This is a genomic window from Streptomyces sp. NPDC001668, from assembly GCF_042893155.1.
In the GTDB taxonomy this organism is placed as follows: domain Bacteria; phylum Actinomycetota; class Actinomycetes; order Streptomycetales; family Streptomycetaceae; genus Streptomyces.
This window is the reverse complement of the sequence record NZ_JBIAUQ010000007.1, coordinates 171,586-195,698: the sequence shown is the minus strand read 5'-3', so window position 1 is coordinate 195,698 and position 24,113 is coordinate 171,586. Positions and strand designations below refer to the sequence as shown.

Annotated in this window: 20 protein-coding genes and 2 pseudogenes; 9 read left to right on the top strand and 13 right to left on the bottom strand. The window is 71.1% G+C overall.

The features are described from left to right. Nucleotides 1–166 precede the first annotated feature (166 nt). The 3 genes from ACFYZ8_RS22835 to ACFYZ8_RS22825 are packed head-to-tail and all read left to right on the top strand — an operon-like array spanning nt 167 to nt 2,648. Nucleotides 167–1,297: an ABC transporter ATP-binding protein gene (locus tag ACFYZ8_RS22835; RefSeq protein WP_388537069.1), complete on the top strand. Its 1,131-nt coding sequence runs from the start codon at nt 167–169 to the stop codon at nt 1,295–1,297. Next, entirely contained in the window at nt 1,294–1,983 is a 690-nt protein-coding gene (locus ACFYZ8_RS22830) for an ABC transporter permease subunit (RefSeq protein ID WP_359028853.1), read from the top strand. Before ACFYZ8_RS22835 ends, ACFYZ8_RS22830 begins: the two co-directional genes overlap by 4 nt. Continuing rightward, a complete protein-coding gene (locus ACFYZ8_RS22825; RefSeq protein ID WP_359028852.1) occupies nt 1,980–2,648 on the top strand; it encodes an ABC transporter permease in 669 nt (222 codons plus the stop codon). Before ACFYZ8_RS22830 ends, ACFYZ8_RS22825 begins: the two co-directional genes overlap by 4 nt. 36 nt (nt 2,649–2,684) lie before the next feature. On the opposite strand, the gene ACFYZ8_RS22820 is transcribed toward ACFYZ8_RS22825, so the two are convergent. Genes ACFYZ8_RS22820 through ACFYZ8_RS22805 form a run of 4 tightly spaced genes read right to left on the bottom strand, consistent with a single transcriptional unit; the run spans nt 2,685 to nt 6,948 of the window. Further along, the gene (locus ACFYZ8_RS22820; protein ID WP_356014051.1) at nt 2,685–3,287 is read right to left on the bottom strand and encodes an ATP/GTP-binding protein; all 603 of its coding nucleotides are present in this window, start codon (nt 3,285–3,287) and stop codon (nt 2,685–2,687) included. Further along, the gene (locus tag ACFYZ8_RS22815) at nt 3,274–3,690 is read right to left on the bottom strand and encodes a DUF742 domain-containing protein (RefSeq protein WP_359028851.1); all 417 of its coding nucleotides are present in this window, start codon (nt 3,688–3,690) and stop codon (nt 3,274–3,276) included. The genes ACFYZ8_RS22820 and ACFYZ8_RS22815 overlap by 14 nt, the downstream gene beginning before the upstream one ends. A gap of 19 nt (nt 3,691–3,709) precedes the next feature. Continuing rightward, nucleotides 3,710–4,186 carry a roadblock/LC7 domain-containing protein gene (locus ACFYZ8_RS22810; RefSeq protein WP_359028850.1) on the bottom strand — a complete coding sequence of 159 codons (477 nt, stop codon included), beginning with the start codon at nt 4,184–4,186 and terminating at the stop codon, nt 3,710–3,712. Then, on the bottom strand, nt 4,183–6,948 hold the full coding sequence (locus ACFYZ8_RS22805; protein WP_388537066.1) for an ATP-binding protein: 2,766 nt from the start codon (nt 6,946–6,948) through the stop codon (nt 4,183–4,185). The genes ACFYZ8_RS22810 and ACFYZ8_RS22805 overlap by 4 nt, the downstream gene beginning before the upstream one ends. A 372-nt stretch (nt 6,949–7,320) precedes the next feature. Here ACFYZ8_RS22805 and ACFYZ8_RS22800 point away from each other — a divergent pair, with 372 nt between their 5' ends. Further along, nucleotides 7,321–8,286 carry an ABC transporter substrate-binding protein gene (locus tag ACFYZ8_RS22800; RefSeq protein WP_388537065.1) on the top strand — a complete coding sequence of 322 codons (966 nt, stop codon included), beginning with the start codon at nt 7,321–7,323 and terminating at the stop codon, nt 8,284–8,286. Nucleotides 8,287–8,329: 43 nt separating this feature from the next. Here ACFYZ8_RS22800 and ACFYZ8_RS22795 read toward each other — a convergent pair whose 3' ends face one another. Continuing rightward, nucleotides 8,330–12,055, bottom strand: a complete 3,726-nt coding sequence (locus ACFYZ8_RS22795) for a protein kinase (RefSeq protein WP_388537063.1) — start codon at nt 12,053–12,055, stop codon at nt 8,330–8,332. Nucleotides 12,056–12,167: 112 nt separating this feature from the next. Between ACFYZ8_RS22795 and ACFYZ8_RS22790 the strand changes: the two genes are divergently transcribed. From ACFYZ8_RS22790 to ACFYZ8_RS22780, 3 genes and pseudogenes are all read left to right on the top strand, one after another. Beyond that, the gene (locus ACFYZ8_RS22790; protein ID WP_388537061.1) at nt 12,168–14,090 is read left to right on the top strand and encodes a P-loop ATPase, Sll1717 family; all 1,923 of its coding nucleotides are present in this window, start codon (nt 12,168–12,170) and stop codon (nt 14,088–14,090) included. Nucleotides 14,091–14,122: 32 nt separating this feature from the next. Next, nucleotides 14,123–14,400 (top strand): annotated as a pseudogene (locus ACFYZ8_RS22785) (ROK family transcriptional regulator); the annotation flags it as partial. Nucleotides 14,401–14,402: 2 nt separating this feature from the next. Beyond that, a pseudogene (locus ACFYZ8_RS22780) lies at nt 14,403–14,566 on the top strand (microcystinase MlrC family protease); the annotation flags it as partial. 32 nt (nt 14,567–14,598) lie between these two features. Here ACFYZ8_RS22780 and ACFYZ8_RS22775 read toward each other — a convergent pair. The 5 genes from ACFYZ8_RS22775 to ACFYZ8_RS22755 all read right to left on the bottom strand — a co-directional run bounded on the left by ACFYZ8_RS22775 (nt 14,599) and on the right by ACFYZ8_RS22755 (nt 19,815). Beyond that, entirely contained in the window at nt 14,599–15,192 is a 594-nt protein-coding gene (locus ACFYZ8_RS22775) for an ATP/GTP-binding protein (RefSeq protein WP_359028845.1), read from the bottom strand. Beyond that, nucleotides 15,179–15,538: a DUF742 domain-containing protein gene (locus tag ACFYZ8_RS22770; protein WP_359028844.1), complete on the bottom strand. Its 360-nt coding sequence runs from the start codon at nt 15,536–15,538 to the stop codon at nt 15,179–15,181. Before ACFYZ8_RS22770 ends, ACFYZ8_RS22775 begins: the two co-directional genes overlap by 14 nt. Nucleotide 15,539: 1 nt before the next feature. Further along, a complete protein-coding gene (locus ACFYZ8_RS22765; RefSeq protein WP_030313681.1) occupies nt 15,540–15,962 on the bottom strand; it encodes a roadblock/LC7 domain-containing protein in 423 nt (140 codons plus the stop codon). 10 nt (nt 15,963–15,972) lie between these two features. After that, a complete protein-coding gene (locus ACFYZ8_RS22760) occupies nt 15,973–18,732 on the bottom strand; it encodes a nitrate- and nitrite sensing domain-containing protein (RefSeq protein ID WP_388537059.1) in 2,760 nt (919 codons plus the stop codon). Nucleotides 18,733–18,798: 66 nt separating this feature from the next. Further along, entirely contained in the window at nt 18,799–19,815 is a 1,017-nt protein-coding gene (locus ACFYZ8_RS22755) for a substrate-binding domain-containing protein (RefSeq protein ID WP_359028841.1), read from the bottom strand. Between the two features lie 305 nt (nt 19,816–20,120). Here ACFYZ8_RS22755 and ACFYZ8_RS22750 point away from each other — a divergent pair, with 305 nt between their 5' ends. Then, the gene (locus ACFYZ8_RS22750; protein WP_388537057.1) at nt 20,121–20,381 is read left to right on the top strand and encodes a hypothetical protein; all 261 of its coding nucleotides are present in this window, start codon (nt 20,121–20,123) and stop codon (nt 20,379–20,381) included. Nucleotides 20,382–20,476: 95 nt separating this feature from the next. Here the strand turns inward: ACFYZ8_RS22750 and ACFYZ8_RS22745 are convergent, their stop codons facing one another. Further along, nucleotides 20,477–21,013, bottom strand: a complete 537-nt coding sequence (locus ACFYZ8_RS22745) for a DUF6114 domain-containing protein (RefSeq protein ID WP_388537055.1) — start codon at nt 21,011–21,013, stop codon at nt 20,477–20,479. Next, nucleotides 21,013–21,678, bottom strand: a complete 666-nt coding sequence (locus ACFYZ8_RS22740; RefSeq protein ID WP_359028838.1) for a DUF6230 family protein — start codon at nt 21,676–21,678, stop codon at nt 21,013–21,015. Before ACFYZ8_RS22740 ends, ACFYZ8_RS22745 begins: the two co-directional genes overlap by 1 nt. Nucleotides 21,679–22,341: 663 nt before the next feature. Here ACFYZ8_RS22740 and ACFYZ8_RS22735 point away from each other — a divergent pair. Next, on the top strand, nt 22,342–23,004 hold the full coding sequence (locus ACFYZ8_RS22735) for a Tat pathway signal sequence domain protein (RefSeq protein WP_359028837.1): 663 nt from the start codon (nt 22,342–22,344) through the stop codon (nt 23,002–23,004). An 18-nt stretch (nt 23,005–23,022) separates the two neighbouring features. Here ACFYZ8_RS22735 and ACFYZ8_RS22730 read toward each other — a convergent pair whose 3' ends face one another. After that, entirely contained in the window at nt 23,023–23,988 is a 966-nt protein-coding gene (locus ACFYZ8_RS22730; protein ID WP_388537053.1) for a lytic polysaccharide monooxygenase, read from the bottom strand. Nucleotides 23,989–24,113: the final 125 nt, after the last annotated feature.

Below are 24,113 nucleotides of genomic sequence, written 5' to 3'. Positions count from 1 at the left end.
CCCTTCTGTGCCGCGACACGTGGAGGGGCGGGCTGTCGGTGCCTGGAGCCCGACGCCTGCGACCCAGGGCAGCGACGTAACACAAGCCGTCTAGACTCTGCCGGACGGCCTGCTGGACCGGCCGAATGCGGACAACTTCTGCCAGACCCGAAGGGTATTCGGCGCTTTGATACGGATAGATTCAGTCACCAAGCGGTACCCGGACGGCACGGTGGCGGTGGACCGGCTCTCGTTGGAGATTCCCGACCGCTCGATCACGGTCCTCGTCGGCCCCTCGGGCTGCGGCAAGACGACCACCCTGCGGATGATCAACCGGATGGTCGAGCCCAGCGAGGGAACCATCCTGATCGACGGCAAGGACAGCCGGCAGCAGCCGGTGAACACGCTGCGCCGGTCCATGGGATACGTCATCCAGAACGCCGGCCTCTTCCAGCACCGCACGATCGTCGACAACATCGCCACCGTGCCCCGCATGCTGGGCTGGGGCAAGGAGAAGGCGCGGGCCCGGGCCCGGGAGCTGATGGAGCGGGTCGGGCTCGACGCCTCGCTCGCCAAGCGGTACCCCTACCAGCTGTCCGGCGGACAGCAGCAGCGCGTCGGTGTGGCGCGGGCGCTCGCCGCCGATCCGCCGGTGCTGCTCATGGACGAGCCGTTCTCGGCCGTCGACCCCGTGGTCCGCAAGGGACTCCAGGACGAACTCCTGCGCATCCAGGACGAGTTGGGCAAGACCATCGTCTTCGTCACCCACGACATCGACGAGGCCGTCAAGATCGGCACGATGGTCGCCGTGATGCGCACCGGCGGCAAGCTCGCCCAGTACGCGCCGCCCGCCGAACTGCTCTCCAGCCCCGCCGACGCGTTCGTCGAGGACTTCCTCGGCACCGACCGCGGCATCCGGCGGCTCTCCTTCTTCCCCTCCGCCGGACTCCGGCTGCTGACCACGCCGGTCGTCGCCGTGGACGCCACCGCCGAGCAGATCGCCGCCCGCGGCACGGCCGACGCGCCCTACCTCCTCGTCACGGACGTGGACGGCAAGCCCCTCGGCTGGAGCGAGCCGCAGGCTCTGACCGCCGGGAGCGTCGACACCGCTGAACTCCTTCCGTACGGGCGGCCGTTCGTGGCCGGCACCGACTCGCTGCGGGCCGCACTGGACTGTGCCGTGCTCTCGCCCACCGGATGGGCCGTCGGCGTCGACGCCGACGGGCGGGTGGCCGGGGTGGTGTCCCAGCAGGCCATCGGCGAGGCGATCCGCGGGGCCCACGCCCAGGGCCGTGCGGACGCCGAGGTCAGCCCATGAGCGGGTTCTTCGACATTCCGAGCGACCTCCAGCACAGCTGGCTCGGGCTGATCGGGCTGCACCTGCGGGAAGCCCTGCTGCCGGTCCTCGCCGGACTGCTGATCGCCCTGCCGCTGTCCCAGCTGTGCGTGCGCTTCAGATGGCTGTACCCGCCGGTGCTGTGGGTGACCACCGTGCTGTACGCCATCCCCTCGCTGGCCTTCTTCGTCGTCCTCATCGACTACACCGGCCAGACCGAGCTCACGGTGATGATCCCGCTCACCGTCTACACCCTCGTCATCCTGGTCCCGGCGATCGTCGACGGCGTCCGTTCGGTGCCGCAGGAGACCCTCGCGGCCGCGACCGCGATGGGCTTCGGACCCGTACGCCGCTACCTCCAGGTCCAGTTGCCGATCGCCGTGCCCGCCATCATCGCGGGGCTGCGGGTGGCGACCGTGTCGAGCATCTCCCTCGTCAGCGTCGGCGCGCTCATCGGCAACCAGGGGGCGCTCGGCAACCTCATCAACGACGCCAACATCTACAACCGGCCCGAACTCGCCGTGAACGCCGTGGTGACCATGGCGGTCCTCGCGATCCTCGCCGACGGGCTGCTGGTCGCCCTACGACTGCTTCTGACGCCGTGGATGCCGAGCGGCGCGCGTGCGCGGCGCGCGCAGCGGCCCGAACCGGAGGTCGCCGCCCGGTGAACGTCCTGCACTTCATCAACGCCTTCTTCAGCGACAGCGCGCACTGGCAGGGCTACGACGGGATTCCCACGAGGCTCGGGGAGCACGTCCGGTACACCCTGGAGGCCCTCGCCATCGCCGCGGCGATCGGACTGCCGGTCGGTCTCGTCACCGGGCACTACGGGCGGGGCGGCAACGCGCTGGCCTTCGTCGCCGTCGCCGGACGGGCCCTGCCCACCTTCGGTCTGCTGGTGCTGATGACCCTGTCGCTCGGGTTCGGGCTGATCAACGTGATGATCCCGCTGGTCGTGCTCGCCGTGCCGCCGATCCTGGTCACCACCTACGAGGCCATGCGGTCGGTGGACCCCGCCCCGGTGGACGCGGCCCGCGGGATGGGGATGCACGAGGCGGAGGTGCTCTTCCGGGTCGAACTCCCGGTCGCCCTTCCGCTGATTCTCGGCGGGCTGCGCTCGGCGGCCATCCAGATCGTGTCGACGGCCACGATCGCCGCGTACGTCTCGCTGGGCGGACTCGGGCGGTACATCGTGGACGGGCTCTACCAGCGCGACTACGAGAAGGTGGTGGGCGGGGCGACGCTGGTCGCCGCGTTGGCGCTGGTCACCCTGGCGCTGTTCTGGGGGATCACCCGGCTCACCGTGTCGCGCGGCGTGCTCAGGAGCAACTAGTCGCGGGGCCGGGGGAGTTCGTGCCCCCGGCACCCGTCACGCCTGCGTGCGGGCGAGTGCCTGTTCCAGTACGACGAGCAGCGCGTCCCGTACCGACCCGCGCTCCCGCGCGTCGAAGACGATCACCGGGACCCGGTCGTTGACGTCCAGCGCCCAGCGGACCTCGTCCAGGGTGTGCTCGACCCTGCCGTCGAAGGCGTTGACGGCGACCGCGAACGGGATCTGCTTGTGCTCGAAGTAGTCGACCGCGGCATAGCAGTCGTCGAGGCGGCGGGTGTCGACGATGACGAGTCCGCCGAGCGCGCCCTCGACGATGTCGTCCCACATGAACCCGAAGCGTTCCTGGCCCGGCGTGCCGAAGAGGTACAGCTTCAGGGTCGGGTCGACGGTGATGCAGCCGAAGTCCATCGCGACCGTCGTCGTGGTCTTGCGCGGGGTGTGGCTGAGGTCGTCCACGCCGGCCGCGACCTCGGTGATGGCGGCCTCCGTGGTCAGCGGCTCGATCTCGGAGATCGAGCCGACCGCCGTGGTCTTGCCCACCCCGAAGCCGCCCGCGATCACCATTTTGACCGGCAGCGGCGGTCGTACGGCGGCGGAGGGCGCGGCCGAGGGCCGGGTGGCCGGTTCAGTCGGTGTCACGGAGTACCCCTCGGGAGTCGGGGATGGCACGCAGGCCGTCGATGAGCCTGCGCAGGACGGAGGCGTCGTGGGTGACGCCGGTGTCGGGCACGTGCACCGTCAACTGCCCCGCCGTACGCAGGTCCTCGGCGAGGATCCTGACCACGTTCAGGTGCAGCCGCAGCCGGGCCGCGATCTCCGCGATGGACTGCGGGATCCGGCACGCGGCGACGATGTCGTGCTGTTCGAAGGAGAGCCGGTCGAGCCCGTCGAGTCCCTCGGCGGTGGCCACCACCTGGGTCTCGACGGGCATCGTCCGGCCGGACGGATCGGGTGCCACCCGGCCGGCGGTGACGAGGAACGGCCGTACGGCGGGTACGGGACCGCCCGGCTCCGGGTCCGGAGGCGTGCTGCCGTCCGCCATGACTGCGCTTCCTCCTCGGTCAGCGCTTCGACGGGGCGCCGACGCTGTTCTTCAGTTCGAGCACGAGCTGGGGGCTGAGCGCGGCACCGGCACGGTTCGCGAACAACGTCATCTCGTACGCGATGTTGCCGAGCTTGGCCTCCTTGTCGGTGACGACGCCGAGCACGGCGCCGCTGCCGATCGCCGAGACCAGCACATGGCCGCCCTCCAGGTCGATGATGACCTTGTTGAGGCCGCCCAGGCCGTAGTTGCCGGAGGCTCCGGCGGCCAGGCTCGTGATGCCGGAGACGATCGCGGCCAGGCGCTCGGAGTCGGCCGGCTCGCGCAGTTCCGACACGGCGATGAGCAGCCCGTCCGAGGACACGGCGATGGCGTCGACGACGCCCGCGGTCTCCGTCGCGAAACGGTTCAGCAGCCAGGTGAAGTCGGCTGCGGCGGCCTGCAGGTCGGCGGGCGTGGTGCCTTCCGTAGGCGTGTCACCTGTGGACGTGCTCACTGCTCCGCTCCTTCCGGGGAGTGGTTCTGGTCGTGCGGGGGGTTGGATGCGGTCTGGTGGGTCTCCACGGCGTTCCCGAGTACGGGTCTGCTGTGGCTGCCGGTGTCGCTGTCCCGGTGGGCGCGCTCCACGGCCGCCTCGAACTCGTCGAGCGCGTCGCGTACGGCCTCGGGGTCGGCGGGCGGGAGCGGAGCCGTCTTCTGCACGGCCTCGGCGCCGACGGTGGTGCGCAGGGTGGCACCGCGGACGCGGCGGCGCAGCGGGCGGGAGGCCTCGCCTCCCTCGCCGGTCCCGGGTTCTTCGCCGGTGCGGGCCTTCGGGACGAACGGGGGTGCGGGAGAAGGGGGTTCGGAGACCGCGGACGCGGTGTCCGGGCCGGTGGGGGCCGTGTCGCGGTGCGGCACCCGGCGCGGGAGCGGGGTGTGATCGCCGCCGGCGGCCCCCCTGACACCGGGCCCGGAGGCAGCGGTACCCCGGGCCACCGGGCCCGCGGCCGCCTCCTGGCCGGAGTCGGGGCGTACGGCCGTAGGACCTGTCGCTCGGACCGGATCCGGGGCCTGCGTCGTGTCCGAGGCGCTGTCCGAGGCCCAGGCCGGGACCGGGCGCATCCCCGCGGCGGCGTCCGAACCGACACCCGCGGCGGCGGCCGGAACCGCGCCGGAGCGCGCTGCGACCGCGGCCGGCCCGGAGGCTGCCGCCGAGACCGTACGGGACTCCGCCGCCGCGGCCGTAAGGGCGCCGGAGTGGTCCGCGGCGACCGCCACCGGGCTCATCGTCAGCAGGAGCGAGGAGGGGATGGTCACCTCGGCCGTGACGCCGCCTCCCGGGGTGCGGGAGAGAGCCACGCTCACGTCCCAGCGGCGCGCCAGGGTGCCGACCACGAACAGGCCGAGCACCTTCGTCGGGACCAGGTCAAGGCGTTCGCGGCGGATGAGGCGGGCATTCTCCTCCTCCAGGCGCTCGGCGCTCATACCGAGACCGTGGTCGGAGATCACGACCAGCGCGCCCTCGTGGCCGTCCTTGACGATCACCTCGACGGGGCTGCCCGCGGGCGAGAACGCCACGGCGTTCTCGACGAGTTCGGCCACCATCAGCGTGAGGTCGCCGATGATGTCCGGCTCGACCATGACCTCCGTGCCGACCTGGAGGGAGACCCGCTGGAAGCCCTCGATCTGGCCGAGCGCGGCACGGACGACGTTGGTGAGGGCGAGCGGCCCGGAGTCGAGGACCGTCTCGCGGATGCCGGCCAGCAGCATCAGGCTGTCGGCGTTGCGGCGCAGCCGGACCGCGATGTGGTCGATGCTGTAGAGGCGTTCCAGGAGCGCCGGGTCCGTCTCGCCGCGCTCGACCGCGTCGATCAGGGCCAGCTGCCGGGTGGTCAGGTTGCTGACCCGGCGGCCCACGTTGCCGAACATCTCGGCGACGTTGCGGCGGCTGAGCACCTGGCGTTCGAGGAGCGCGAGCGACGTGGTCTGCACCTGGTTGAACACGTCGGCGAGGTCACCGATCTCGTCCTTCGCGGTGACCGGCATCTCCTGAAGCCGCGGCGGACCGTCGTCCTCGGCGTCGTCGTCGGCCACGCGGGCGAGCTCACGACCCGCCACCTCCGCGACCTGCTTGGCGGCACCGGTCAGCGCCTGCACCGGACGCACCACCGAGCGCCGTACCGCGACCGAGAAGGCGAGCCAGAGCACGAAGCCGAGCAGCGCCGCGCCCAGCAGCCAGGCGGCGTTCGTGCGCGCCTCCCGGGAGGCGGCGTCGGCGCGGTCGGCGATCTGGTCGATCAGCGAGGTGGTGGTCTTCAGCCGGGTCCGGGCCTGGGCGCGGTAGTCCGGGTAGGAGTCGAGCGCCGTCTGGAAGGCGGCCTGGATCTCGGACTGGGTCTCCGCCTGGAGCGATCCCGGGTCGATCTGGAGCTCGGCGTACTGCCGGGCGATCGTCGCCTGCGCGGTGTTGTGCTCGATGTCGCCGAGTTCCTCGGACTGCGCCGGGGTCGCGAACCGGCCGAAGCGCTCGACCTGGTGGGTGTACTCGTCGTAGGAGCCGATCGCGCCGATCAGCTCGATGAGGGCGTTGGAGTCACCGGTCGTCGCGGAGAAGACACCGGTCTCGAAGGAGCCGTGTGCCGCGTCGGCGCGCAGCAGCGAGTCGAGCAGGTTGCCGGTGAAGGTGGCCGCGAGGGCCGGGTTCCGGTCGAGTCCGAGGCCGTCGATCAGACCCTTGGCGGCGTCGCTGTAGGCCGGGTCGATGTTGTCGGCGGGCAGATAGGCCTTCTCGATGGTGTTGCGCAGGTCCTCGAGCCCGTTGACCTCGCGCAGCGCCCGGGCCTCGTCCTGCGGCAGCCGGTCGCCGAAGGTCGCGCGGACCTTCTCGACCTGGTTGTCCACGCGGGTCTGCGCCTCGCGGTAGGCGGTCTGCGAGGGGGTGTCGCCGCTCCGGTTGGACTGGTGGCGCACGGAGAGCAGGACGGCCTGCTGGTGCTCGGCCTCCAACTGCCCCACGAGCTTGGCCACCTGGGCGCTGTCACGGACCAGCTGGGCCGCGTCCGAGGCGTCCTGGGACTGGCCGACCTGGTCGGCGAAGAGATAGGCCAGCAGCACGGCGACCACCGCGAGCGGCACACCCACCAGGATGTTCAGCTTGCGCCGGAACGGCCAGCGCTCGGCGAAGTCCCGTATACCCCGTCTGCCGCTGCCACGTATGCCGTCCCGGGCCGGCGACGGTGCCGACCGGGTGGACGCGCCCACCTCGTTCGTGGACACCAGCCCTCCTTCGTGGGGTGTCTCGGTCTCGGCGCGTGAGAACGCGCACGACCGGGCCTGATCGCTACGGGACGGTGCACAGGGACACCTGAGTGGCTCCCGCACGCCTGTGTGACCGGCGCCAACTTCGGCGAGACTACAGCCTCTTCGGACAGCGCTTGCCGCTGCCCTGAGTCAAGAATCCGTTACAACCCGCACGGCACCCCGCGGGCCGGTTTCGCTCTTCCTTCACAACCGGCTACGGGTTGGCGTCAATTGTGACCAGGCCGGTCTTGACTGAGCCAGAACAGGCTGGATTGGATCAGTGCAAGGGCTTCCCTCCTCGAACGCCCTTGAACCACCTTGAATCCCCTGAGTTCCGGAACGGGAATCGTGACTTCTACCGCCGCACACCGCAGGTCCATCAGGAAGAACCCCGGCGTGGCCGCCGTCGCGCTCGCCGCCGCCGCGGTCCTGCTGGCGGGATGCGGGTCCTCCGACGACACCTCCGACCCGCTCTCCGAGGACACGGGCGCCGCCGCCGGCGGCGACACCGTCGTCGTCGGCTCGAACAACTTCGCCGAGAGCATCCTGCTCGCCGACATCTACGGCGAGGCCCTGAAGGCGAAGGGCATCAAGGTCACCTACAAGCCCAACATCGGCAGCCGCGAGACCACCTACGGCCTCCTGAAGAACGGCTCCATCACCGTCCTTCCCGAGTACAACGGCTCGCTCCTCGCCTACCTGGACAAGGACGCGAAGCAGGAGTCGGCGCAGGCCGTGGACGCCGCGACCAAGGCCAAGCTCGACTCCAAGCTGACGCTGCTCGACTCCGCGCCCGCGGAGAACAAGGACTCGGTCACGATCAACGCGGAGACCGCGAAGAAGTACAGCCTGACCGCCGCGTCCACCCTCGCCGACCTCAAGGAGGTCGCCCCGAACCTGGTCATCGGCGGCTCGCCGGAGTTCCAGACCCGGCAGCAGGGCCTGCTGGGCCTCGAGTCCCAGTACGGACTGAAGTTCAAGTCCTTCAAGGCGCTCGACGCGGGCGGCCCGCTGACCCAGGCGGCGCTGAAGAAGAACACCGTGCAGGCCGCGGACGTCTTCACGACCGACCCGACCATCACCAAGGAGAAGTTCGTCGTCCTCCAGGACCCGAAGAACCTCTTCGGCTTCGCGAACGTGACCCCGCTGGTCTACAAGTCCGGTCTCAGCCAGGAGGGCGTGGCCGCCCTGAACGCGGTCTCGGCCAAGCTGGACACCAAGGCCCTGCTCGACATGGACTCCCAGGTCCAGCTGGACAGCAAGGACCCGCTGGACGTGGCGAAGGCCTGGCTGAAGACGAACGGTCTGGGCTGACCTCGCTCGATGACCGGCGTGGGTGCGGATGGGCCCGCGCCGGTCAGTTGTCTCCTTTGTCTCGTTCGCAGACTCGCCGGAACGGCAGTTCGGGTATGTACAACGACCATTCCCCGGCGGTGAGGTCACGTCCCACGCGGTCGCAGACGGAACGGGCGACCAGGGCGGGGGCCAGTGGGGTCGCCGCCAGGTAGGTCTTGTGAACGACGCCGTTGTCGGACGACTCCTCGTAGGTGCTGTAGAGGTGCCGGCCCTTCCGGTCCAGGGCCATGGTGGCGAACGGGACCCAGCGCCACGCCGTCGGCAGCGGTGGACCGAGTCTGCGCAGGGACGCCAGATCCCACAACTGCACGCTTGTTTCGAGGGGCCCCAGTACCGCCAGTGTGGAACCGTCCTGGGAGAAGGCGAGCATGCCGCCCATGGACAGCGTTCCCAATCCCTGGTTGTAGGCGTTGTCCCCGTCCAGAGCGACGAGCTTCCTGGTGAGTCTCCCGTCCCACAGCGCCAGCCCGCCGGCGTAGTCGGACGCGGCGAGCATCTTCCCGTCCGGGCTGAAGGCGGCCTGAGTCGCCGTGTCGTACTGGGCGAGTCGGACGTGTCGCGTGCGGCCGGTCATGAGGTCGACCACCGCTCCCGTCGCGGTGACCAGTCGCCGTCCGTCCGGGGAGAGGGCCAGCGGAGCGCCGGTCCCCGACGGTGATGCCCAGACGAGGCGGCCCGTCGCCGTGGCGCGTGCCTCGACGGTGTCGTGCGAGGACGTCACGACGAGGACGCTGCCGTCGCCGCTCAACAAGAAACCGCTGTCGAGACGGTTTCCCACTCCTCCGAAGGGAACGACGAACACGATCGTCCGCAGGAGACGGCGAGCGCGGGTGTCCCACACCCCGGCTGTCCCGGACCGGGGATCGGCGAGTGCCAGGAAGCGGCCGTCATCGCTGAGCGCCATCGGAACGGCCTCGGGCGGCCCGGCCGATGTCCCCCGCCGCACGGTGGCGGTGATCGGGCGGCCGAGGAGTCTGCCGGACGCGGGATCCTCGACGCGTACGGTGATGTGTCCGCGGCCGACGACCTCGCGGGCCAGGACCCGCCCGTCGTCGGACAACAGGGTGTTTCCGGCCGGGCCGCTCGCCCCTCCCACCACGGCGCCGGCCAGCAGGTCCACCGACCTCAGGGCCGGTCCCGCGTCGGGGGTGCGGATGAAGCGCACCGTGCGACCGTCGTCGGCGAGGGACAGTGACGCGGCTCCCTCGTGCTGCAGGGGGTAGACGGCCCGGGGGATCGCCCCCGCCGTGTCCGGCCCCCCGGGCTCGAACAGCTGGATCTGCCGGTCGTCGGCCACCGCGAGGGCCTTGCCGTCCCGCCGGAAGGCCAGCGTGACCAGGAAGGCGTTCGGCCTGTCGGCCGTGAACCGTATGCCCTCGTACGCGGGATCCTGCTTGCCGGTGTCCGCGCGCCACACTCGCACATCGCCGAGGGCGTACGCTCCGGAGTGGACGAGCCCCGCCAGCCGTGAACCGTCGTCGCTGAACCTGACGGAACCGGTGTGGCATTCGGTGATGTCGGTGTCGGTGACAAGTGGCCGCCCCACTCGGCGTGCCGATGTGATGTCCCACAGCTCCAACGACCCGTCCCACGCACACAGGGCCAGACGGCCGGTGCCGGAGAGGTCGCCCTCGACCTGGGTGTCGGGGGAGTAGTCGCGGGGGATCCGAGCCAGCAGGTGACGCGACGGCACGTCCCACACCTGGACATGGTGATCGTCCTTCACCACCAGCGCCTTTCCGGCAGCCCCCAGAGCCAGCACCTCGCTGTCTTCGTCGCCGAAACTCCCGGGAACCGCGGCCCTGCCGCCGTCGTTCCAGACCCTGACCCCCTCCATGGTGGACACGGCCAGGGCATCCCCGGCGGGGCTGAGAGCCGCGCTCGGGTAGGTCCCCGACGGTTTGGTCAGCCGCCGTTCCTGGCGCAGGCGGTGCGTTGCGGCGTCGTAGACCCGGAGCACGCCCTTCTCGGTGAACCCGAGCAGAGTCGAGCCGTCCCGGCTGAGCGCGATGTCCATCCGCGGCAACGTGAACGTGTCGGCGTCCTGCTGTGCCGCGGCCGACAGCAGCCCGCTGCGCGCCTCGAACACCGGGGAGACCCGCCATGCGGCGACATTCAGCAGCATGGCCGCCCGAGGGTCGAACTTCCGCAGCGAATCCGCGCGGGCCGCGATGTTCCGGGCCACCATGTCCCGTTCCTGTTGGGCGATCACCCGGGCCCGGTAGGAGTTCGACCTGCTCTTCTGCCAGATCAGGACCCCTGCGGTCAGGGAGAAGACCAGCAGTGTCGCCACGACCCCGACGAGATACCGTCGCTGACGTGCTCTGCGCTGCTGCTGGAGTGCGGAGGACTCGATGAACTCCTTTTCCAGTGGCGTGAGTCGCAGGTGATCGGGAGCCTCGGCAGCCCACTTGACCTCCTGTCCGAGCTGTTCGCCCTGATGCAGCGCCGAGCGGGGCCGCCCCTCGGACTCCCAGCGCAGCGCGGCGGCACCCAGTCGCCGGTGTCCCCGCAGCCGGTCCCGGTCGGCCCGCACCCAGTCCCGCAACCGGGGCCAGGCCCGCAAAAGGGCGGGACTGGTCGGCTGGACGGTCGGGCCGTCCCGGGTGAGCAGGCCCGCCGCGGTGAACGAGTCGAGCGCCTTGCGCGCCGGCCCCGAGTCGCCCGGGCGGCAGGCGTCCAGGATCTCCTCGACCCGGGCGGCGCGTACGGAGTCCTGCCTGCCCTGTGGATCCACCCCGGGCTGGATCAGGCGAAGGAAGGCCGACCTGGCGGCGGCCTGGGCCGCGGGATCCAGTTGGCAGTAGGTGTGCTCCGCGATGGTGCCGAGCGGCATGTGGGAGACGGAGACGCCCGCGGAGGGCCGGACCACGAGACCTCGGCCGTTCTGGCCGTCGGCCTCCAGATCCCGAACAGTGTCGAGCCCCTCGATCACCAGACCGTGCAACAGCCTCAGTGCGTCTGGGCGTTGGTCCGGATCCTTGCTCAGGGCGGCTGCGGTGAGGGCGCGCAGCGGATCGGGCAGCGGTGTGAGGTCGGGTTGGTGCTCCCCGACCCGCCGGGTGACCTCGCCAAGAGTTTCCGCGCTGAAGGCGTCCCGGGCCGTAGCCGCGAAATAGACGGTGGCCCCCCAGGCGAAGACATCCGCCGCCGGCCCCGCCGGGCCGCCGTTCAGCACCTCGGGCGCCATGTAGCAGGGAGTGCCGGTGAGTCCACCGGTCGCGGTGAGCGTCATGTCCGCCGTCCGCGCGATGCCGAAGTCGATGACCCGTGGCCCGTCAGGGCCCAGGATGACGTTGTCCGGCTTGATGTCCCGGTGCACGACACCGGCTTGGTGGATCGCCGCGAGCGCGGTCGCCATGGCGATGGCGAGTCGGCGTACGTCGTCACCCGCCAACGGCCCGTCCTGGAGCACCCTCGCGCGCAGACTCGGGCCGGCCACGAACTCACTGACCAGGTAAGGCTGTTCGGCGTCGGCTTCGGCTCGCAACAGTTTCGCGGTGCAGAAGGACGCGACTCGCTGGACGGCCTGTGCCTCCTTGAGAAGCCTGCCGCGTGAGTCAGGATCCCCTGCCACCTCGGGACGCAGCACCTTGACCGCCACGCGAATGCCCGAGTCGTCGTAGGCCTCGTAGACGATGCCCTGGCCACCGGACCCCAGTCGGGCGGCCACCCAGTAGTTCCCCACCTTCAGTGGGTCGCCGGGCAGAAGATGATCCCGTCGCATGCCGTCCCCCCGTCCCTCGCCTGGTGGGACGCATCGGGAGAACATCCGGTTTCGGCGGCTTTCCTGACCGGGCATCCGTATCGTGGTGTTCCGACGGTCACTTGGGGGAGTGATGACCGAGCCTGAAACCGATCTGATCGCACAGCTGTTCTTCGGCCGCGACGACGCCGAGAACGACAACCAGAGCGGACTGCTCCAGGTTGGTTTCCGCCCCAACTCGGCCTACGACGCCGCCCTGACAGGCCGCAAGTCGCTCGTCATCGGCCGCAAGGGGGCCGGAAAGAGTGCCATCTGCATGCGGCTGATGGCGCCGGGCGTCTATCCGGGTGCCACGGTGCTCATCACCCCGGATGACGCGGCCGGTGAGGAGATCCGTCGCTTCGAACTCCAGGGCCTGACCCCCGACACCGCCAAGTCACTGATCTGGCGGTACGTGTTCGCGGTCCAGGCCGCCCGCCATCTGGTGCGACACGCAAGACAACACCGCCGGATCACTCCGCCGAGCGTGCGCGTCCTCAAGAGGTTTCTGCGGGCGAGCGGCGAGGGCGACGAACTACGCCTCTACGACCGGCTGTTGAACGGACGGCGCGGCCTGCAGTCCTCGCTCGCCCTGGAGGCCTTCGGGGTGAAGGCCTCCGTGGACCTGGCCGGTGCCTCCGAAGGGGCCAGGGCCGACCGTCAGCTGAGGGTGCTGGAGAAGGGGGTGCTCGCGGCGTTCACGGAGCTGCGCTGCGGGACACAGCACGAACCACTGCTGCTGCTGGTCGACCAGGTCGAGCAGGTGTGGTCTCTCGACCCGGACAGCAACTCCATGGTGGTGGGCCTGCTGCTGGCCTCGAAACACGCGGCTGCCGCCTTCCCCCGGGCGGTGCGATGTGTGCTGTTCCTGCGCTCCGACATCTACGACAGTCTCATCTTCGGCAACGCCGACAAGTTCCGCGGGGACGAGGCCCGCATCGGCTGGACCTACGAGGATCTGTACGATGTCTCGCTGATCCGCGCCCGTGCCTCCCTCAGGGCTTCGCTCACCCCGGAACAGCTGTGGGGCGAGGTCTTCCCGGCCCGCGTCGAGGGTGAGGAGACGGCCGGCTACCTGTTCTCCCGGGCGCTGCCCCGCCCCCGGGACGCGATCCAGTTCCTGAACCTGTGCCGGGACACCGCGAAGGAACGAGGTCACCGCAGGGTGAGCGAGGCCGACGTCCTGCTGGCCACTGTGCAGTTCTCGCAGTGGAAGCTTCAGGACCTGGCGAATGAGTACCTGGTCAACTACCCCTTTCTCGCCCGGCTCTTCGCCATGTTGGAAGGAGCCGGGTTCGTCGTGCTGCGGGGCGCCCTGCAGCAGCGTTTCGACGCCCATCGCGAGGCGCTGCACCGGCAGTTCCCCGAGTACGCCGAAGTCCTCACCCTGGAAGGGGTCATCGACACGTTGTTCGCGGTGAACTTCCTCGGCGTCAAGAGAGGCAACGGCGTGGTCTACGCCGGAGGTGCGCAGCAGACCATTCAGTCGCACGAGACGGAGTTCCACATCCATCCTTGTTTCCGTCCGGCCCTCAGCGCGCTCGCCCCCATCGAACTCCACCCCTACAACCCGCGCACGCAGTCGCACCGACTCGAGTCGCAGCAGGTGTCCCTGCCGTTCCCACTGGACGCGGGATTCGTCGTCGGGCGTGAATTCGGCTTGCTGGACAGTTTGCTGACGTCATGTGAACGGATTCTCCGACAGCTCGCGCGAGCCGAACTGCCCGAAGAGGTCAGGAGCGAGGTGTCCCGGCAGGTCGGGCGCATCCTGAGCGAGGCTTCCGCGGTACGTGAGCGGCTGCGCGAGGGGCAGTACGTGAACGTGGACTGGCATGTGGTGGAGGCCGCGGACTACCTCGGTGCCCTTGCGGGCGGCCTCGTCGCGCACGGGATGGGCGACGAGGACCACGCGGGAGGCTCGTACGTCGTTCAGCGTATTCAGCGCGAGGCGGCGACCCTGATCAGGGCGGTGGGCGGGGCCGGCGGCGGATCGCTCAGGAGCGGCGAGTCGAACTGAGCGCGGCACCGCCCAGGCTCTTGCCTGCCCTTGAGGAGGGCACGCGGTCCTCCACCGGCGGGCGGCCGCGCAAGGTGCTGTGGATCGGCGGCAGCGATGGGTACGGGGTCGCGGTTGACCTGGCGGACACGCTCCAGACGCTGATCAGCCTGTACGGCCCGTCCCGGCTGCGGGGCGTCGGCTGCGCCTGCCGGGCCCGCTCGACGTCGAGCCGGGCCTGGTGACCCTGCTGCCCGCGCGCATGCCCGGCTGGAACCGCTTCCCGGTACGGGACTGGTTCGAGGAGCGCTTCGCCGTGCCGGTCGCCGTCGCCCGCGGACGACGCATGCCGTGCTCGTCAAGATCGGCTCTCTGGAGCCGGAACTGTTCGCGACGGCCGCCGACCGGAAGACCGCTCTCACCCCGGGAACCGGCGACCGAGCCTGCCGCGCCTCGGGCGCCACGGCATCCGCGCCCGATGTTCCCCTTCGACCGGGAGTGCCCGCACCGGGCGGCCGGTTTGACCGGCCTAGTCGACGGCCGCGGCGATCAGCAGGTCCAGGAGAGTGATCAGCACGTCCCGGGACGACTCCCGCAGCCGGGCGTCGCACAGCACCACCGGGACCTCGCGCGGCAGGGCGAGGGACTCCCTGATGTCCTCGGCCGGATACGGGTGCCGGCCGTCGAAGCCGTTCACCGCGACGACGAAGGGGATGCGCCGGCGTTCGAAGAAGTCCACGGCGGCGAAGCTCGACTCCGGGCGGCGGACGTCGATCAGGACGACCGCGCCCAGGGCGCCGACGGCGAGGTCGTTCCACATGAACCAGAACCGCTGCTGCCCCGGCGTGCCGAAGAGATAGAGCACGAGTTCGTCGCTGATCGTGATCCGGCCGAAGTCCATGGCCACGGTCGTGGCCCGCTTCTCCTCGATCCCGGCGAGGTCGTCGACGCCCAGGCCCGCGACGGTGAGGGGTTCCTCCGTGCGCAGCGGGGCGATCTCGCTGACCGACCCGACCATGGTGGTCTTGCCGACACCGAAGCCCCCGGCGATCAGGATCTTGACGGTGTCGGGCGCGGCGGGAGTACCGGCTGTCCCGGCGGCGAGCGTGTCAGAGCCGGCCAAGGCCTTCCCTCACTTTCTGCAACAGGTCCAGGTCCGGGGTGCGGGGCGAGACGGGGCGCGGCGGGTGCGCCGTGATCAGGCCCGCCTCCAGGAGGTCGCACAGCATGATCACGACCACGCTGACCGGGAGGTCGAGCAGCGCGGCCAGCTCCGCCACGGCGACCGGGCGGGCGCACCGGCGCAGGATGCGGGTCTGCTCGGCCTGCGGGCGTGGCGCCTGCTCCGGTGGCGGGTCCACCGCGGTCACCGTCGTGATGAGGGTGAAGTCGGCGCGACTGGGTCTGGTCCGTCCACCGGTCAGGGCGAACGGGCGCACCAGCCGGCCGGACGCGTCACTGTCGGTCACCTCACCCGCCGGTGGGGCCGATGCCGGCCCGGGGTGCCGCGCTCAGGTGCTCGCCGATCTTCTTCACCAGCATGTTCATCTGGTACGCCACGACACCGACGTCGGCGTTCGGTCCGGTGAGGACGACGAGATGGGCGCCGGGGCCCGCGGAGGTGAGGATCAGGAAACTGTTGGCCATCTCGATGAGCGCCTGACGCACCGGTCCGCCGCGGAAGTCCATGCTGACGCCCTTGCTCAGGCTCATCAGACCGGACGCGGTCGCCGCCAGCCGCTCGGCGTCGTCGCGCAGGAACCCGGTGGACTTGCTGACGACCAGCCCGTCCTCCGAGAGCACGACGGCCTGCGTCACGTCGGCGACCCGCTCCACGAGTCCGGTGAGCAGCTGGTCCAGCTGGGTGTGCGTGGCGGGGGTGGGGCGTGTCATGGCGTGTCCTTCACGAGCGATCGGTATGCGGAGTAGGGGCGACGACGACCGCGTCCTGCGGGGCGCCGGGCGGGGCGGTCCCGGCGGCGGGCGGATCGTGGGGGGCGGTCGCTTCGGCGGGGGGCGGTTGGTCTTCGGCAGGGGTGTCCTGGGCGGTGGCCGGGGCGTTGAGGGGGCGGGGCCGGCCGGGGCTGCCGGCTGGGGTGCCCGGGGTGGGGGCGCCCTCCGCAGCGGCCGCGTCTTCCGGAACGCCGTCGCCGGTGGACCCGGCCTCGGCGGTGCCGAGCGGGCCGGTCCTGTGGGGCGTGGCTTCCTTCGGTACGTCGGCCGGTGCGGTCCCCGCGGTCAAGTCCTCCAGGGTGCCGGGGGGACCGTCGTCCTCGTCCCGGGCGCGGAGCGTGCCGCGCTGGAATCCGGCGAGCGAGGAGGCGGCGTGGTCGGCGGTGAACTCGTCGGCGCCCTCGTCCTCGCGGACGGCCGGAGCGTCCTCCCGCAGCTCGACGGCCAGACTGGTCTGCGGCACCCGCCGGGGGAGCGGCGCCGGCCCGTCCGGGCGGGATGCGGGGGACGGGGCGACGCCGGTGCCACGGCCCTCGGGCAGGCGCCCGGGCGTCACCGGTCCGGCCACGGACTCGTCACTCCCGCTGTCGGTCGGGCCTCCCGAGCTCGGAGCGTCCGCCAGGTCCGCCCGGTCTCCGGAAGCCGTGACGTCCGCCGAGGCCGCCGGGTCGCCGGAACTCCGGACGCTCTCAAGGGGAGCGGCACCACCGGCACCTCGGACGTCCTCCGCACGCCCCCGCCCCGCCGCCGAAGGCGTCGCCCCCGAAAGGCCCTGCGTCTCGTCCTCCTCCCGTACGACGATCTCGTGCGGGATCAGGACGATCGCCGTCGTTCCGCCGTACGGCGAGGCGCGCAGGGTCACCTGGATGCCGTGGCGGTCGGCGAGCCGGGCGATGACGAACATGCCGAGGCGCAGGTCGTCGGCGAGGGCGACCACGTCGAACTTGGGCGCCTCGGCCAGGTGGGCGTTGAAGGCGGCGTACTCGTCCTCCGACATGCCGAGGCCCCGGTCCTCGACCTCGACGGCCAGCCCCTTGGCGACCAGGGCGGCCCGTACCCCGACGGGACTCGGCGCGGGGGAGTACAGCGTGGCGTTCTCGATCAGCTCGGCCAGCAGGTGGATCACGTCCGCCACCGCGGGCGGCGCCAGGCAGACCTCCTCCTCCGTGTGCACCTGCACCCGCTGGTACTCGGCGACCTCGCCCACCGCACTGCGCAGGATGTCGACCAGTGCGACCGGCTCGGTCCAGCTGCGCCGCGGCCGCCCGCCGCTGATGATGACCAGGTTCTCCTCGTACCGCCGCAACTGGCTGGCCGTGGAGTCGAGTTCGTACAGACCTGCCAGCACGTCCGGGTCCTGGTGCTCGCGCTCCAGCGTGTCCAGCCGGCTGAGCTGGAGGTTGACCAGGTTCTGGCTCTGCCGGGCGATCCCGAGGATCACCTTCTGGAAACCCCGCCTGGTGTCGGCGAGTTCGACGGCGGTCTCCACGGCCGTCCGCTGTGCCGTGTTGAACGCCTTGGCCACCTGCCCCAGTTCGTCCGGGCCGTAGTCCAGCTCCGGCGCCGCCCGGTCGATGTCGACCTTCTCGCCGCGCTCCAGCCGTGCCACCACGTCCGGCAGCCGTTCCTGCGCGAGCCCCAGCGTGGCCTCCCGCAGACCCCGCAGCCGCCGGGACAGCGAGCGGGTGATCCGCCAGGACATGACGAGGCAGATCAACAGCGCGACCAGCCCGCCCGCACTGAGCGAGGCCGCCGTCAGCAGCTGCTCGTGCGCCTTGTCCGCGCTCCGGTCCAGCAGACCCGAGGTCTGCTGCCGGATCAGGGCGGTGTAGCGCACGGACACCTTCGCCATCGCGGCCGTCCACCGCTTCCCCGCGTCCGGCAGCGCCACCCGGCCCGTGCCGCCGGCCGGCCGCGCGGCGAGGACCTGGTCCTCGACCTCCGTCAGGGTCCGCCAGTCCGCGCTCGCCAGGATCCGCTCGGTCTGCGTCTTCGCGCTGCCGCTCAACGCGGGCACGATCTGGTCCTCGACGAGCCACCGGCGCGTGTTCACCAGCTGGACGAACTGCTCCCAGGCCTTCTCGTCGAGGTGCCCGGACGGCCAGGCCAGGGTGAGCGCGACGTCTTCCTGCGAGGTCAGCTCGGCCGCGTGTTCGAGGGCGACGAGCGGTCCGGCCTGCGAGGTGAGGTCACCGTCGTCGACCTGCGAGAGCTGCTGGAAGGCGTGGATCTGGTCGTCGATGATCGATGTGTACTGGTCTAGGGCCTGCTGGGCGGTGATGTCGGTGGGGCGGTCCACCTGGTCGCGGTAGTACTCCAGGCTGCCCACCGAGCCGAGGACCGAGTACAGCTGGTCGGCGATGCGCGAGGGCGCCCGCTGGATCTCCTCGGACCGCCGCACGAGCTGGGCGACCGCCGCGTCCGTCGCCGCGCGCTTCTCGTCCAGGGCGGCCCGGGAACCGGGCACCCTGGCCAGCCAGGCGGCGGACACGGCCCGTTCGCCCTGCAGCGCGAGCGTGGTCTCGGTGCCCATCGCGCCGGTCGACCTGCTCAGCTCGGTCTGCGAGCGCAGCCGTAGGCCTTCCGAGAACAACTGCGTGGTCGTCACACCCCACATCGCGGTGAGGGTGACGCTCGGCACCAGCGCCAGCATGATCAGGGAGAGACGTATGGAGCCGAGGCGGCGCCGGGCACCTTTCCGGTCGGGCATGGTCGTCCTTGGGCGGTCAGGGTGAGCGGAGTGGGCTGTTCCTGGGGAGCTGTCGTCGGGTCTGGGTCACCGTGTGCCGGCGGCGGCGAACTTCGCTACCGCGGCGACGTTCGTCCGGGTGACGAACGCGGGCCCGGTGAGCACGGGAGCCACACCGCCCCCGCTGATGTTGCCGTTCGTTCTGTACAGCCACAGCGAGTCCACCGCGAGGTAGCCCTGCAGATACGGCTGCTGGTCCACCGCGAACTGCAGGCTCCCGGCGCGGATCGCCTTGACCACGTCGTCGTTGAGATCGAAGGTGGCGACCTGGGCCCTGCTGCCGGCCGCCTTCACCGAGTCCACGGCGTCGAGCGCGAACTGCGCGCCGAGGGTGACGACCTCGTCGATGCCGGGGTCCTGCCGCAGCCTGGCCGTGAGGACGCCGTCCACGGCCTCGGGGTCGGTGCCCTCCACGTACAGGTTCTCGGTCTCGCCGGCGAAGGTCTTCTTCACACCGGCGCAGCGCGCCTCCAGGGCGACATTGCCCCGCTCGTGGATGACGCACAGGGCGTGCTTGGCCTTGAGGCCGTTCAGCTTGTCCCCGACGGCCCCCCCGGTGACGATCTCGTCCTGGCCGAAGTACTCCAGGACCCCCTGGGACTTCCAGGCGTCGATACCGGAGTTGAGCGCCACCACCGGGATGCCCGCCGCGCGCGCCGCGGCCACCGGAGCCTTCATCGCGGCGGGTTTGGCCAGGGTCACCGCGATGCCGTCGACCCGGTCGCTGATCGCGTCGCGCACCAGCCGGGCCTGTCCCGCCGCGTCGGAGTCGTTCGCGTACGTCAGCTCGACACCGTCCTTGGCGGCGGCGACCTCGGCCCCCTTGCGCACCCGCTCCCAGAAGGCGTCGTCCTTGCCCGCATGGGTGATCAGGGCGATCCGCAACCGCGCGGCGCTCGCCCCTTTCGCCGCGCCCGTGCCCGCGTCGAGCCCGGAGTCGTCGGCGGCACCGGAGCAGCCGGCGAGCAGCAGGAGGACGGCGGAGGCGAGGGCGGCCACGCGCAAAGATCTCAAGGAAGTCCGAGGTGGGGGAGGAGTGTTCATGGGTGCGGCACCTCGCTGTGCGGCCTAGCAGGCGGAACGCGAAAGTGCGGCCGGAACGCGGGCGCGTCGGCCGGTTAACTTCCACTGGCCAGGAGCCAACCGCGTGTGACCGCCGGTAGTCAAGTGATCAGCCCCTTGTAGTGACTTCTCGGTTCCGCATCGTAATGATCTTCAGGGCGGCGTGCAGCAGGAGGCGGGGGTGGCGGGGTTGCGTTCCCGGCCTGAGTGTCCTCCTCTTCCGGCCCTCGCGGAGGGGGGAACCCCTCGGATCGAGGCCGGCCCCACGGACTCCGGACGGCGCGCGGGTGGAGGGGAGCGACCAGGTCCCGGCCGCGCACCCCGTCGCCGTACGGCAGGAGGCTGAACGCGTCGGTGAGCGGCTGGAGTTCGGGCCCGTACGACAGGTGGACCGTGACCCGCCCCGGACGGATCCGGCGCCCGCGCGGACGTCCGGCCACCGCGGGGTCTTGCTGACGGTGCCCGGAAAGGGGGCCTGCGTCGTCACGCGCGACGGCGGCACGGCGGTCGCGGAACGCGTCGGACCGCGCAGACCGCCCGGCGTGTGAGGGGCGGGTCTGCGCGGTCCGGGGCCCCCGGGAGAGGGCGGATGCGCGAGCCGGCTGCGGGAGCGGCCCGCGTATCCGGGTTACCGGGCGGCGGGCTACCGGGCGGCCTGCGGAGTGCCGGCGGCGATTCCGGCCTGAGCCGTGTGGGTGTCGGAACCGGTCGGTCCCGGGTCGGCCGCCGGAGCGTCCTGTGCCGACCCCCGCCGCTCGCGGCGGCTCACCCGCGGGTCCTGGTCGGGCAGCCAGCCGAAGGTCAGGACGCTGCCCACGACCCCCAGCAGGAGGCCGACCATGAAGCCGCCCATGTTCGAGGTGACCCAGCTGCCCATGGAGATCAGGACGCCGGTGATCGAGTAGAAGAGGCGCTGGGCGGGGCTGAAGAGGATCAGCAGCCCCAGCACCACCATCAGGGTCGGCAGGAGGTAGCCCGCCGCTCCCTGCATCCCGACGTGCAGGACGACCTTCACCGAGGCCTTCATCGTGAGCAGGATCCAGGCCCCGCCCAGGGTGAGCCACAGTCCTCCGAAGAAGGGGCGTCCGTACACCCAGCGGGTGAACGCGTCCTGCTGGGCCACGGCGGGCTGCTGTCCCTCCACCCGGTCGGGCCCGCTCACCGGCTCCTGACCCTCCATCAGCAGGCCTTGCTGCTGAAGCTGAGCTTGAGGCCGGGCAGCTTGAACACGCCTGCCGTGGTGGCGTAGTTGGTCTGGCGCAGGGCGTCGATGTGCACGGTGTCGGACTGCTGGCTGAAGACGCCGATGGGACCCTTCACACCCGCCTTGGTGAGGGTGCTGGCGTCGTTGCCGATCTCGATGTTGCGGAAGGAGGCGTTACCGGTCATCTCGGTCGAGTCGGTGGTCAGGTCGGTCGCCTGGACCTTGTCCTTCCCGTTGCCCGCCTCGATCTTCAGGTTGGTGCCGCCCAGGTCGACGCTCTGGCACAGCTTGGAGAGGGTCGCGTCCTTGATGGCGGAGGTCACGACCAGCACCTGCCCGCCGGTGTCACCGGCGTTCGGGCTGTTGTCCGCCATGTTGTCGAGTCCGCCGAACTGCTCGAACCCGGTGCCGTCGAGGCTTTCCGCGGTGACCGTGAAGGGCATGCCGGAGATGGCGAACTGCACACCCAGGGCGCCCTGGGCGGTCATGATCGCGAGACCCGCGGTGATCGCGACGGCCGGCACGGCCATGACCGCGGCCCGGCGCCCGCTGACCCGTCCGCGTCTCGCGCGGCTGTCGGGGGCTTCGGGGGTGGAACCGCTTTCGGGGGTCTCGGAGGTGGTGCCGACGGACGAGGCCATGTGCTGCTCCCAGGGGCATAGTCAACGCAAGTGATGCTCACGTGCGGTTGTGCGGCTTCAGTGGCTTGTTGTCCTGGCGCGGACGGTGACTGCGGCGCACGGCTCCTTACAGCCCCCGGCGGCTGCAAGGGCTTACCCGTACTCCGCGGTAATGGCACGGAAGTTACCGGCGGTTACGCCCAGGGGTCAAGCAAGTTGTGAGTAAAGGGTGTTGATTATGTGCCGCCTGTGATCAACAACGTCCCCGCCAGGCGGAAAAACCGCCGTTCGATGATCAACTCCCGTCCACCACCTTGACGTTGACGGATGATCAGGTCTACAACTCTCCCTGGCTTCCCCCGGATCCGTGGCGCCGGATCCAAGCCGCCGGGCGGCATCTGCCCACGTTCCCGGACGATCTGTCCATCCGGGCTCCGCACCGCCCGATTCCCACCCTCCACGGCACCCGTACCGGCCGCTTCCCCCCTGGGCCGTGCCGGGCCCGCCCTCTCTCGCCGGTCCGGCCGGCGCCCTCCCCCATGGGGCATCCGGCCGCCCACCGGCTGCATGCCGCTGCCGGTCCGTCACGTACGGAGAAGGCGTGACGGACCGGCAACGGCGGACGCCGACGCGCGTCCGCGCCCCCCCGCACCCACCCTCACCTCACGAAAGAGGCAACCCCGCATGCGTATGCGTTCTCTGCTCTCCCTCACCGCCGCTGCCGCCGCCTTCGCGCTTCCGGTGGCCGTGGCCGCCTCCGCCCCCGCCGCGGCGGACGACGTCGCGGTCCTCACCACCGGCTCGGCCGGCGGCGCCCCCGTGGCCGAGGGCACGGCCATCAGCGCGTCCCTGGCCAGTGGCACCACCGCGACCCTCTACTCCAGCTCGACGGGCACCAGCGGGATCACCTGCACGGCGTCCACCTTCAACGCCACGGTCGGCAGCAACCCCACCGCGCCGGGCACCGCCACCGAGTCCCTGACCGGGCAGACCTTCAGCGGCTGCTCCTCCAACGTGGTCGGTGTCCTCGGCGTCACCAGCATCACGGTCAACAACCTGCCGTACACCACCGACGTGTCCTCCGACGGCACCGTCACCGTGACCCCGGCGAGCGGTTCCACCATCCAGACCACCGTCGTGCTGCGCACCCTGCTGGGCAGCGTCAGCTGTGTCTACCAGGCGGCGGGCGGCCTGTCCGGCACGGCCGACAACAGCGACAACAGCATCCAGTTCGCCAACCAGCAGTTCACCCGGACGTCCGGTTCCTCGCTCTGCCCCGCCAGCGGCTTCTGGACCGCGAAGTACAGCCCGGTGACCGCCGACGGCCAGCCGGTCTACGTCAACTGAGCTACGTAGCCGCGTAGTTCAGCGTCGGCGCAGACGAAGCGCCAGGGCGGCGCCACCGGTGAGCACCAGGACCCCGGCGGCGCCGCCCGCCAGCATGGGCGCGGAAGGACCGGAGCCGGGATCGGCGTCGGCGGCCACCGGAGTGGAGTCGGGGACGGCACCGCCCGCCGAGCGCGCCACGGAAGGCGTCGGCGAGGCGGCGGCGGCCGCGGTGGTCGGCGCCGACCTGCTCGCGGGCTCCTTCTTCGCGGTCCTCGACGGGGCCGGGGAGGCAGCCGCACCCGCCCCGGCACCCCTGTCCGCGGCACCGCTGTCCCCGGCACCGCTGTCCCCGGCCGCCGCCGGGAACACCACGTCCGCGCACGAGTAGTACGTGTCCGCCGTGCTGCTGTTCTGCCAGATCGTGTACAGCACCTGCCGGCCCGTGCGGTCCTTAGGCAGCGTCATCCTGATCCGGTACGCGCCGTCGGTGAGCGCCGGGTCCTTCACCTCGGCGAACGGCCGCTCCGGAAGGTCGGACCACTTCAGCGGCTTCGACGGGTCGTAGCCGGGCTCGGTGAGGTACATGCGGAACGTGCCGGTGTGCGGGATCGTCGAGACGTACTTCATGGTCAGGGCCGCGCCGGGGGACAGGCGGGTGGCCGGCCAGTCGGAGCGGGCCAGGTCGAGACCCCGGTAGGCGGGCAGGCCACCGCTGCACAGCTTCCCGTCGGGGATCGTCTGCCGGTCCCGGCCGTTCACGTTCGCGACCCGCAGGTTGTCCCAGGCGGTGAAGGGCGAGCCGTTCGCCGCCACGGCCGCCCGGCACGCGGCCGTGCCCGAGGAGCCGCCGTCGGGGGAGCAGGCGAAGACCCGGCTGACCGGATCCGTGGGAGCGCCGTGGGCCTGCGCGGGGGCCGCCGCGAACACGGTCAGCAGGAACGGGGACAGGGCGGCGAGCGCCGCACTCGTACGGCGGGCGGTTGTCCAGGGCATCCGGGCCATCCGGAACGCCTCCTCGAGCGGCGCGGGAACGACGGGCTTCCGTGCAGTACGGGACACGGGCCTCCCGCGTTCACCGGCGTACCGGTTCGTTCGCCGCCGAGCAGACGCGGGCAAAGCGGCCATGC